Annotated in this window: 10 protein-coding genes; all 10 read left to right on the plus strand. The window is 47.5% G+C overall.

The genetic code is table 11. The features are described 5' to 3' along the window. Window position 1: 1 nt before the first annotated feature. The 10 genes from atpG to MWG26_RS01560 all read left to right on the plus strand — a co-directional run bounded on the left by atpG (window position 2) and on the right by MWG26_RS01560 (window position 11,223). A complete protein-coding gene (gene atpG / locus MWG26_RS01515) occupies window positions 2-892 on the plus strand; it encodes an ATP synthase F1 subunit gamma (protein WP_025654377.1) in 891 nt (296 codons plus the stop codon). A 57-nt stretch (window positions 893-949) separates the two neighbouring features. Further along, entirely contained in the window at window positions 950-2,332 is a 1,383-nt protein-coding gene (atpD, locus tag MWG26_RS01520) for a F0F1 ATP synthase subunit beta (RefSeq protein WP_044926239.1), read from the plus strand. A gap of 27 nt (window positions 2,333-2,359) precedes the next feature. Next, entirely contained in the window at window positions 2,360-2,776 is a 417-nt protein-coding gene (gene atpC / locus MWG26_RS01525) for an ATP synthase F1 subunit epsilon (protein WP_025654378.1), read from the plus strand. A gap of 277 nt (window positions 2,777-3,053) precedes the next feature. Further along, window positions 3,054-4,673, plus strand: a complete 1,620-nt coding sequence (locus MWG26_RS01530) for an EAL domain-containing protein (RefSeq protein WP_025654379.1) — start codon at window positions 3,054-3,056, stop codon at window positions 4,671-4,673. A gap of 15 nt (window positions 4,674-4,688) precedes the next feature. Further along, window positions 4,689-5,318 (plus strand): 4'-phosphopantetheinyl transferase family protein, encoded by a 630-nt coding sequence (locus MWG26_RS01535; protein WP_025654380.1) that lies wholly within the window; start codon window positions 4,689-4,691, stop codon window positions 5,316-5,318. Further along, entirely contained in the window at window positions 5,315-6,103 is a 789-nt protein-coding gene (locus MWG26_RS01540; protein WP_025654381.1) for a D-Ala-D-Ala carboxypeptidase VanY, read from the plus strand. The genes MWG26_RS01535 and MWG26_RS01540 overlap by 4 nt, the downstream gene beginning before the upstream one ends. Window positions 6,104-6,449: 346 nt before the next feature. Continuing rightward, window positions 6,450-6,788 carry a P-II family nitrogen regulator gene (locus MWG26_RS01545; RefSeq protein ID WP_025654382.1) on the plus strand — a complete coding sequence of 113 codons (339 nt, stop codon included), beginning with the start codon at window positions 6,450-6,452 and terminating at the stop codon, window positions 6,786-6,788. A 139-nt stretch (window positions 6,789-6,927) separates the two neighbouring features. Next, window positions 6,928-8,178, plus strand: coding sequence for an ammonium transporter (locus tag MWG26_RS01550; RefSeq protein ID WP_025654383.1), 1,251 nt, complete (start codon window positions 6,928-6,930; stop codon window positions 8,176-8,178). Window positions 8,179-8,747: 569 nt separating this feature from the next. Continuing rightward, window positions 8,748-9,785, plus strand: a complete 1,038-nt coding sequence (locus tag MWG26_RS01555) for a hypothetical protein (protein ID WP_025654384.1) — start codon at window positions 8,748-8,750, stop codon at window positions 9,783-9,785. A 25-nt stretch (window positions 9,786-9,810) separates the two neighbouring features. Next, the gene (locus tag MWG26_RS01560) at window positions 9,811-11,223 is read left to right on the plus strand and encodes a deoxyguanosinetriphosphate triphosphohydrolase (RefSeq protein WP_025654385.1); all 1,413 of its coding nucleotides are present in this window, start codon (window positions 9,811-9,813) and stop codon (window positions 11,221-11,223) included. Window positions 11,224-11,455 lie beyond the last annotated feature (232 nt).

The raw sequence follows: 11,455 nt of genomic DNA on the forward strand, positions 1-11,455 counted from the left end.
TATGGCAAATATCAGAGAAATACAGACCCGTATAAACAGTGTGAAGGATACGATGAAGATTACGAATGCGATGTATATGATCTCCTCTTCCAAGATGAAACAGGCAAAGAAGAAGCTGGAAGATACAGAGCCGTATTTCTATGGACTGCAGGGGGAGATTTCCAGGATTCTGCGCCATGTCCCTGATATAGAACATCCGTACTTTGACCTGAGGGAACATATCCCGGTGGGGGAGCGGAAGATCGGTTCCATTGTTATAACAGCAGACAAGGGACTGGCGGGGGCATACAACCATAATATCATCAAGCTGGAAGAAGAACTGCAAAGCGGGCCTGGAATACACAAACTATTTGTAGTCGGAGAGCTGGGGAGGCATTATTTTTCAAAGCATAATGTGGAAATAGACACCAGCTTCCAGTATACAGTCCAAAAACCCACGATGCACCGGGCCAGGAACATTTCGTCCACGATCATCGAAAAATTCGAAAGTGGAGAGCTGGATGAAGTATACATGATATACACCCGTATGGAGAATTCTGTGAAGTCCGATGCCGAGAAGGTTAGGCTGCTCCCCCTGGAGAGAGCTTCCTTCAGCGATATGGTCATGCCGCTTAACATGTACCGGGAAGAAATCGAGCTATATCCATCCGCTCAAAGCGTCATGGACAGTATCATACCCAACTATATCACAGGTATGATATACGGCTGCCTGGTGGAAGCATACGCCAGCGAGCACAACGCCCGCATGATGGCGATGCAGACAGCCACAGACAGCGCGGAAAGTATTATCAAAGAATTATCTACCTTATATAACCGTGCAAGACAGGCTGCAATTACCCAGGAGATCACCGAAGTATGCAGTGGAGCAAACGCACAGAGACGAGAAAAGTGAGAATATTCTGAAAATGGTGTTCAAAGGGGTCAGACCCCTTAGGAAGTGAGATCTATTATGAATGAAGGACGAATCATACAGGTCATGGGACCTGTCGTTGACGTAGTATTTGAAGACGGCAATCTTCCTTTTATTAAGGATGCGCTTGAAGTTGATAATAATGGAAAGAAGTGCGTTATGGAGGTTGCGCAGCACTTGGGAAACAACGAGGTGCGCTGCCTGATGCTTGCCGCCAGCGAAGGTCTGCATAAGGATATGGAAGTAACTGCTACCGGGGATGGTATTAAGGTTCCAGTGGGGGAGCAGACTTTGGGCAGATTATTCAATGTTTTGGGTGAAACCATTGATAATGGAGAGCCGGTCCACTGCGATAAGAAATGGGTCATCCACAGGGATCCCCCTTGTTTTGAGGATCAGAGCCCGGTGATTGAGATTCTGGAGACTGGAATCAAGGTGATTGACCTGCTGGCGCCTTATGCCAAGGGCGGAAAGATCGGCTTATTCGGCGGAGCCGGGGTTGGAAAAACCGTTCTGATTCAGGAACTGATCCGCAATATTGCGACAGAACACGGCGGTTATTCTATTTTTACCGGGGTTGGTGAGCGTTCACGTGAGGGAAATGACCTGTGGACGGAGATGAAGGCTTCCGGTGTACTGGAGAAGACGGCGCTGGTATTTGGGCAGATGAACGAGCCGCCCGGAGCGCGTATGCGTGTAGCCGAGACGGGGCTGACAATGGCCGAATATTTCAGGGATGAAGAGCATCAGAATGTGCTTTTGTTTATAGATAATATTTTCCGTTTTACCCAGGCAGGGTCGGAGGTGTCCGCACTTCTTGGCCGTATGCCGTCGGCCGTAGGTTATCAGCCTACGCTTGCCACGGAAATGGGGGAACTGCAGGAACGGATCGCATCTACCAGAAACGGTTCCGTAACTTCCGTGCAGGCGGTATATGTACCTGCCGATGATCTGACGGATCCGGCCCCGGCCACGACGTTTGCACATCTGGATGCAACAACTGTATTGTCCAGAAAGATCGTGGAACAGGGGATCTATCCGGCTGTGGATCCGCTCGAATCCAATTCCCGTATACTGGAAGAGGATATCGTAGGCGAAGAGCACTACAGAGTGGCAAACCAGGTAACCGCGATCCTGCAGAAATACAAAGAACTGCAGGATATCATTGCAATCCTGGGTATGGAAGAACTCTCGGATGATGATAAAGCAGTGGTAATGCGTGCGAGAAAAATTCAGAGATTTTTATCACAGCCATTTTTTGTGGCCGAGACGTTTACCGGAATACCCGGCAGATACGTACCGCTAAAGGAAACGATACGCGGTTTCAAGATGATTGTGGATGGAGAAATGGACCAGTATCCGGAGTCCGCATTCTTTAATGTAGGAACGATCGATGATGTGATCGAAAAAGCAAAAGCATGAAATGCGGCAGAATAGAGGTGTATGTAGATGGATACATTTGGCCTGAAAATAATAGCGAGTGACAGAGTCTTCTATATAGGACGCTGCAGGAAGCTGATTCTCCCGGCTCCGGACGGAAAGATGGGTATTCTTCCGGATCATGAGAATATGGTAATTGCTATCAGCGTAGGCGATGCCAGGATGGAGATTGAAGAAGGCAGCTGGGTTGACATAGCCGTTGGTGCAGGTTTTGCGGAAGTCGTGAATAACCGTGTCACTATTCTGGTAGATACCGCTGAACGGCCCGAAGAAATCGATGTGCGCCGCGCCGAGGAAGCCAAAGAGCGCGCGGAAGAACAGCTCCGCCAGAAACAGAGCCTTCAGGAGTATTACCGTACCCAGGCTTCTCTTGCCCGGGCGATGAACCGATTGAAAGTATCCCAGGGGAAACGCTGGAATTTGTAAACAATTCTGAAAATGGTGTGCAAAAGGGACTGACCCTTCTGCAGAGGGGGCTGCCCCCTTTGCAGAAGGGCCAGTTCTCTTTACCCGTCCAAATTAATTCCCTCATCGCATCTTGCTTTTTATGAGAGATTATACTACAATATTTATATCTGTACGTTACCAGAACTACAGTGTATAAAAGCTAATAGTTATCGAGTACTGTATTGCGCAGGTTTCAGGCACTCTAATCACCAAAACATACACAAAGCAGTACTGTAAGATCAGGGGAGAGAAGTCCATGAGTGAGAAATATAGACAGCGTTCTATAATAGAAATCATGAATGACGTACTGGGCACCATACGTGATTATTATGATTCCGAATATGTTTATTATATAGAAAAAGAGGATGACGATATCATCACGATCTATGAATGGTGTGCAGAAAACGTTCCATGGCAGAGGGACCGCATTAAGATGCTGGATGCGGATCAGATGCCCAAGTGGCTGCGCCAGGAGATTACGGACACTACCGAGGCGGACTACAGTGTATTCCAGCCGCTGGATGATGAGGTGGTGGCGGTTCTGGCTGCGGTGGGCGTACACCGGGGCGGGTGCGACCTTTCACTTATGCGTGCGGTTATCCCATATATTTCACAGGCGATTGTCCTGCAGAAGATGCAGAAGCAGCAGGAATACCTCAGCTATCACGATGACCTGACCGGGCTTTTGAACCGGAACAGCTTTGTCGGCTATCTGGCGGAAGTGAAGCAGGAAGAACTGAAGTCACTGGGGGCGCTGTCCGTAGATATCAACGGCCTGAAGAACTTTAATAAAGAGTTTGGGCGTGAGTATGGGGATGAGGTGGTCATTCGTGTCGGGGAAGTCCTGGAGGAGTACTTCAGAGGCGCTATGGTATTCCGCCTGACAGGGGACGAATACCTGGCAATCATGGAGAACGTGGATTATGAGGACTTTATGAATAATGTCCACGGCGCACACAGCAAGCTGGAGAATATCAGCCTGGGCCTGACTACGATGGGATATGCCTGGGAAAAGGTAGACATTGATGTGGACAGCCTTGTGGCACATGCCGAGGGCATGATGCGGGAAGAGAAGCAGAAGTATTATAAGAACCTGAAGAAAGGCCATCATGAGCCGATTATCAAGCAGGATCTTCTGGAAGATATCGAACAGGGGAATTTTATTGTGTGTTTTGTCCCCAAGGTAGATGTTCTGACGGAGGAAGTGGTGGGAGCCGAAGCAGTTGTACGTTATCACCACAAGGATCTGGGCATTGTGGATCCGGGGAAATACATTACACTGCTGGAGGAGACAAAGCTGTCTCATCATCTGGATCTGTATGTATTCGAGGAGGTCTGTAAGACACTGAGGAGATGGGAGCTGGATGATATGCCGATGCTGCCTGTGTCCGTGAACTTTGCCGGTGCAACTCTGCGGCAGGAGAGCGTTGCGGAGAAGATGCTCGCCCTGGTAGAGAAGTACCATGTTTCCTGTGAATATCTGGAAGTCGAGGTTTCCGAATCCTACACAGATATGAATCAGGAGATGCTTGCAGAGACAAGCAACAAGATCAGGAAGGAAAATGTACGAGTCATTCTGGATCATTTTGGCGCTAAGGATTCCAGTTTTGCCATTCTATCTATCATGGAATTTGATGGCCTGAAGCTGGATCGGAGCCTGGTAGCTAACATTGTCGGAAACAGCCGCAGCCAGATTGTGGCAAAGGCAGTGATTGATGTATGCAGGCAGCTCGGTGTCCATGTGGCGGCCGCAGGGGTGGAAACACAGGATCAGCTGAATGTATTAAAAGAGTTGGGATGTGATTATGCACAAGGGACATTGTTCAATAAGCCGATTACGATAGACACTTTTGAAGTGCGCTATTTGAAGAATTAGAAAGCAGGCATATCTATGATCAGGACGTGGCTTTCGGATATCCGCCCTTTATATGAGGAGCAGAGATACCGGAAATATTACGATACGCTTCCGGCTTTTAGAAAAGAAAAGGCGGACAGGCTGCGATTCCAAAAAGACAGGGCGCAGAGCGCAGGAGCCTGGATATTGCTGGAAAAGATACGAAAGAAATACAGAATTACAGAAAAAGCAGCATTTAATCTCTCGCATTCAGGGGATTATGTGCTGTGTTCTGTTGATATGGAATGTAATGAGGAAACTCAGGTGGGATGTGACATTGAGACTGTTAAAGAGGCAGATCTGAAGGTGGCAAAAAGGTTTTTCTGCCCATCGGAGTACGAGGCAATTTTGAGGGAGGACAATCAAAAACTGCAAAGGGATATGTTTTACAGGTTCTGGGTGCTGAAGGAAAGTTTTATGAAGGCCACCAGAGAGGGCATGGCGCTGGATATGTCGAGCTTCGAGATCCGGCTTTCCTCGCCGCCTGTATTGCTTGAGAAGCCGGAACGTTTTCCGCGGGACTATTATTACCGCGAATACGTGCTGTCTGGGTGTCCTTGTAAAATAGCAGTCTGTTCCACTGACGACGAAATTGATTCTGAACTACGGATGGAGTTTAAATTATGAAGATGAACCGGAAGATAAAAAAAGCGCTCATATTGGGTGCAGTGTGCGGTGCAGTGCTTGGAATGGCGCTGACATTTGCCGCCGCCAGCAAGGCATTAGACAAAAAAGAAGATACTATGGCTAAAACGCACGAGAAGTTAAAAGCGGAGAATAAAGATCTGCAGTCAAAGTTGAAACAACAGAAATCTGTGGAGGCGGCGGCTGTTCTGTCTAAGCAAGAACCGGAGAATTGGGAGCTTGTGCTGGTAAATGACGATTATCCGCTGGATCAGGAATATCAGCCGGAATTAGCAGAGATTACAGAGGGGCGTTCAGTAGATTCGCGGATTCTCGAAGATACGAAGCAGATGCTGGAGGATGCCCAGGCGGGCGGACTTAAGATGTATATCTGCTCCGCTTACCGTTCCTACGATGATCAGAAGACAGTATTTAATGAGACCATGCAGAACTGGGTCAACCAGGGAAGCAGTTTACTGGATGCTTACAATGAAACGAAGAAATCTGTTGCGGTGCCGGGATACAGCGAGCACGCGACCGGGCTGGCGCTTGACATTACGTCCGAGGAGTATCAGGATCTGGATGAGAAACAGGCGGATACGGCTGAGTCCAAATGGCTGGCGGAAAACTGCTATAAATATGGATTTATACTTCGTTATCCCCCGGAAAAAGCGGATATAACCGGCATTATATATGAGCCGTGGCACTACCGCTATGTAGGGAAAGAGGCGGCGAAAGAGATCAAAGAGAAGGGGATCACACTGGAGGAATACCTGGGTGTTAAGTAGTTTCGTGAAAATAAGAGAACTTTTCTTCTACGGAAAGAGAAATCTGGACATTTTTAACAAATATAAATTTTTTATAAAATAATATTTGACTTTCAAATCTGCGCGAGTATAATAAGTTATATCAAAACGAGGGCGTTTTCCACAGGGAAGACGCCCTTTTTGTATAATAGGAAAGTGCACAGCACTTTCCTATTATACAAAACCCTCCGGGGGATGCACACGCCGCGATAAGGTATATAGCTGTAAGGCGGCATCGCGGCGGCGCCAAAGTGTGCAAGCCCTTCATGAGTGAGGGGGTGGAGAGCAGGGGTGGGATTGCCCACTTTTATAAAAAGGAGGTCACAACATGAAGAAACTCGAAATTATTATTCAACCGGAGAAGCTGGAAGACTTAAAAACAATTCTCGATGGCTGTTCTGCTAACGGGCTTATGATTACAAATATCATGGGATATGGTAATCAGAAAGGACACAGGAAAATATACCGCGGTGCAGAGTATCGTGTAAATCTGCTCCCTAAAATCAAGGTAGAAACAATCGTTGAACCTGAGACGGCCGAAGAAATCATTGAAAAAGTTGTCGCAGAAATCCAGACGGGTACATACGGAGACGGAAAGATATTTGTGTACGAAGTACAGGACGCGGTCAGGATCAGGACCGGGGAGCGCGGACACGATGCTCTCTAAATTACAGGCAGGAATGAAAAATTGTTATCAAAGGGGATAGCTGTAAGAAACATAGAGATGTGTTTCGTTACAGGTATCTCCTTTTTATATGCCCGGCATGTGAGCGGCCCGGGCAGCAAAATGAGAAGGAGGAGTCATTATGGGATTAGCAGATTTAATTGCAGGCGGTATGGAATCAAGTGAGGCGGTATCCCTGCTGATAAATGTCATGTGGACGATGCTGGGGGCAACTTTGGTATACTTTATGCAGGCTGGATTTGCCATGTGTGAGGCCGGATTTACACGGGCAAAGAATACGGGAAATATCTTGATGAAGAATATGATGGACTTTGTGCTGGGAAGCCTATTTTTCTTTATTTTTGGTTTTGCAATTATGCATGGTACGGACTGGAACGGCATCATAGGAATCAAAGGATTCTTCAATCCGATTTCTCTGGCAGATGCAGATGGTTTAATGAACGGCCTGCCAGTGGGCGTATTCATGATCTTCCACACGGTATTCTGTGCAACCGCAGCCACAATCGTTTCCGGTTCTATGGCCGAGCGGACCAAGTTTGCAGCCTACCTTGCATACAGCGCTGCGATCAGCATTTTCATATATCCGGTTTCCGGACACTGGATCTGGGGAGGAGGCTGGCTCGCAGAGTTGGGATTCCATGATTTTGCCGGTTCCACGGCTGTACATATGGTTGGAGGTATCTGCGCACTGATTGGGGCAAAAATACTGGGTCCTCGTATCGGAAAGTATGACAAAGAAGGAAAAGTCAGAGCCATTCCCGGACATAACCTGCCGATTGCAGCGCTTGGTGTCTTTATTCTGTGGTTCTGCTGGTTTGGTTTCAACTGCGGTTCTACAACAGCCGCAACTACGAACCTTGGAGATATTGCCATGACGACAAACCTTGCAGCGGCGGCAGCCACACTTCTGGCAATGACCGTAACCTGGCTCAGATATGGAAAACCGGATGTGTCTATGACCTTCAATGGATCTCTGGCGGGGCTTGTGGCAATCACAGCGGGCTGTGATACAGTCAGCAACTGGTCAGCAATCATAATCGGTGCAATAGCGGGTGTAGTGGTAGTATTTGCAGTAGAATTTTTTGATAAAGTAGCAAAGATTGACGATCCGGTGGGTGCGATCAGCGTACACGGCGTATGCGGTGCGCTCGGCACAATCCTGACAGGGGTATTCTCGCCAGATTATTCAGTAGTAACACAGCTGATAGGCGTTGCTTCCGTTATAGCCTTTGTAGGCATCATGGCAGTAATCATCTTTACAATCATAGACAAAACAATAGGGCTGCGGGTTAACAAGACCGAAGAAACCGAAGGTCTGGATGTACATGAGCATGGTTCAACCGCATATGCAGATTTCAACTTCAGACTGTAAAACATATATTATTTTAATACCTACCCGCACTGTTAAGTTCCACCAAGCGAATTAATACGCTGACACAGCCTTGACACCCTCCAATGTACGCATATTACCAACCGATTGGATGCACCAGCTGCAAAACAGGGAAGTCTGGCGACTGGGGGGAGTCTCTATGCCATTTTAAAAGTCCTAAAAGTCTGCGTTAGAGGCCATTAAGGAAAAAACATAGAAAATGGTGGGCAGAATTTGCCGTATCACGGCAAATTCTGAAGCGGCCTAAGGCCCGAAATTATCAAATTTCGGGCTGCATGCCGCTGAACCGCCATTTTCTATGTTTTTTCCTTTAGGGCCTCTTACGCAGACGGAGCGGATTTTTAAAATGGCATAGAGACTCCCCCCAGTCGCCAGACTTCCCTGTTTTGCAGCGTCCCCCCCCTCCTATCACATAAATTGAACATTGACGTCCCCGTATGTATTTGCTAAAATGAAAAAAGGGAAAATGATGGGTTTATGAAGCAATTATTATGTTTCTATCCATCAGGGTATAATACAATACAGTATCACTATTAATAAGGAGGAAGATCATGGAAGACCTTACATTTGGAGAACAAGTCAAAATTATTCTTGGCCGTAAAGGCATGACTATTAAGGAACTGGCAGAGATAATCGAGGAACGTACCGGCAAGAAGATGTCCAGGCAGAATCTGACCCAGCGTCTGGGAAGAGACAATTTTCAGGAGCAGGACATGCGCACAATCGCAAATATTCTGGGCTGTCCTTTCCATTTAAGTATACTTTCAAGAGAAACTCCTGCGGCTGCGACTGCTGTAACTGAATCAGGAGAATCCGTTCCAACGGAAAAGGAGTGGAGGAAGCTGGAGAAGAAGCGCCAACAGAAGGCTGCGGAGAGAAAACAGGCATTTACACCGGTGGAAGGTCTGCAGGATAGCGAAGATATACTAGATGAAGACGATGCGGAAGATATTGAAGAGACAGCAACGGATGCAGGTCTGACAGGCGCAATAGAGGCGGAAAGCGCTGAAGGACGGGCTGCTGGTACTGCGGTGGCAGCTGAATCAGCCATCGGGGATGAAAGTGAGACTGAAGAAGTAGATATGACGATCGGTGAACTCTATGAGATCCATGAGGAACTTTCTGAATTAGAGGAGAACGTTCAGGCCGGTGAGCCGATTGAGACAATAAAAGAAGAGTTAGAACAGAAAAAGGAAGTTAAGACGGAGAAGAAGGAAAAGTTCCGCACCGGCGGTATTTTCCTCAGGAAGAAAGGAAATCCGGCCCCTGCGGAAGAATCTGTGCCGCAGAAAGAAGAGAAGACTGCTCCACCTGTTCAGGACGAGGAAGAGCCCGAGGATTTCGAGCCGGTTATCAAACATGATGATGTAGAAGAAGACCGGGAACTGGGCGAGGTGAATCCTTATACGGGGCGTGAATATCAGTCCAACAGTGTGCGCATGCATCCGAGCAGAATCGGATATGTACAGGTTTATGACCGATCTACACACAAATGGACAGATATGACCGAGTGGGCTTTTTTGGGGTATCAGGAACGCAAGAAAGCACTGCTTGGCAAAGAGTATGAACCTCCGATTTATCTTGACTAATATCGTAAAATAAGGAGGGTGCGTTATGGAGTGGGATACATTATTATCAGCAAAACGGATGCGGGGCGGCGCGAGGAACCGGCGGAATGGTTTAACGGATCTGAGAAGCGAATTTGAAAAGGACTATCACAGGATTATCGGGAGCGCTTCATTTCGGCGCCTGCAGGATAAGACCCAGGTATTCCCACTGGATAAAAGTGACTTTATCCGCACCAGGCTGACACATTCCCTTGAGGTATCCTCACTGGGAAAGTCACTGGGGCAGAACATTGGAGAAAATATATTAACAACGAATAAAGATTCCGGATTCACGGCCCCCATGAAGGAGGATATCTGCAATATCCTCCAGTGTGCGGGGCTTATTCACGATATAGGGAATCCGCCCTTCGGGCATTTTGGAGAAAATGCGATCCGGGAATGGTTTATCCGCAACCTTCCGGATCTCACTTGTTTCGGAAGATCGGTGGAGGAGATGCTGACTCCGCAGATGAGAGAGGATTTCTATCATTTTGAGGGAAATGCCCAGGCTCTGCGTCTCGTTACGAAGCTGCATTATCTGGTGGACGAGCACGGAATGAATCTGACATATGCGCTTTTGAACACCATCGTGAAATATCCGGTTCCATCCACAGGAATCGATCCCTCTACAGGCAATATCAAGGATAAAAAGATGGGCTATTATTATGCGGATCAGGCTGTATTTGAGGAGATTTCAAAAGAAACAGGGGCCGGTACATCCAGGCATCCTCTTACTTATATCCTGGAGGCGGCAGATGACCTGGCCTATAAGACGGCAGATATTGAAGATGCCTATGTAAAGGGATTTATAACATTTTATGACCTGGAAAAAGAATTGGAAATATTGCAGAAGAAACAAAATAATGCCGATTTCCAACCGCTTGACAAACTCCGCACCCTCTATGAAAGAGGCGAAGAAAAGGGGGTTAGCCATCCGGAGTCCTACGCTGTGAAGAACTGGATTGTGAGGGCGCAGGGATATCTGATCAGCTGCGCGACTTCTGGATTTACATCCCATTATGACGAGATCATGGAAGGGACTTTTAAAGAGGACTTGTTTTATGGAACCTTTGGACAGGATCTGATGGATCTGCTTGGTGATATGGCTTACCGTTATGTATTTGCATCTAGGGCCATCTATAAGATGGAGGTGACTGAGGCAGTAATTCTGGATTTCCTGATGGATAAGCTGGTTCATGCGGTACTGTATTATGATACAGACCGGCCGCTGGGATCTATCGACAGCAGGGTGGTGTCCTTTATCTCGGATAATTATAAGAATGCATACAGACTGCAGGCAAAAGGAAAGAGTGAGGCAGAGAAGCTGTATCTTCGTCTGCTGCTGGTCACGGATTATGTATGCGGGATGACGGACAGCTATGCAAAACGGTTGTATCAGGAAATGAACGGGCTTGTTTAGGGGGATGGGGCGCTAATGACAAGGCGATTCCGGGGCCTGGCTGGGCAATGTCTGCTGGTGAAGTGTTCGGACATTTCACCAGCAGACATTGCCCAGCCAGGCCCCGGAATCGCCTTGTCATTCGTTGGGTGCATACAATCGGCAGGGATGAAGGAACTTCCAGGAGGAATGACGGACAAAATTGCGATTTGAGCGTATGTATAACCAATTCTTTTTTCGTTCTTTCTTTTCC

It is taken from the genome of Faecalicatena contorta, from assembly GCF_022835095.1.
Classification (GTDB): Bacteria; Bacillota; Clostridia; order Lachnospirales; family Lachnospiraceae; genus Faecalicatena; species Faecalicatena contorta.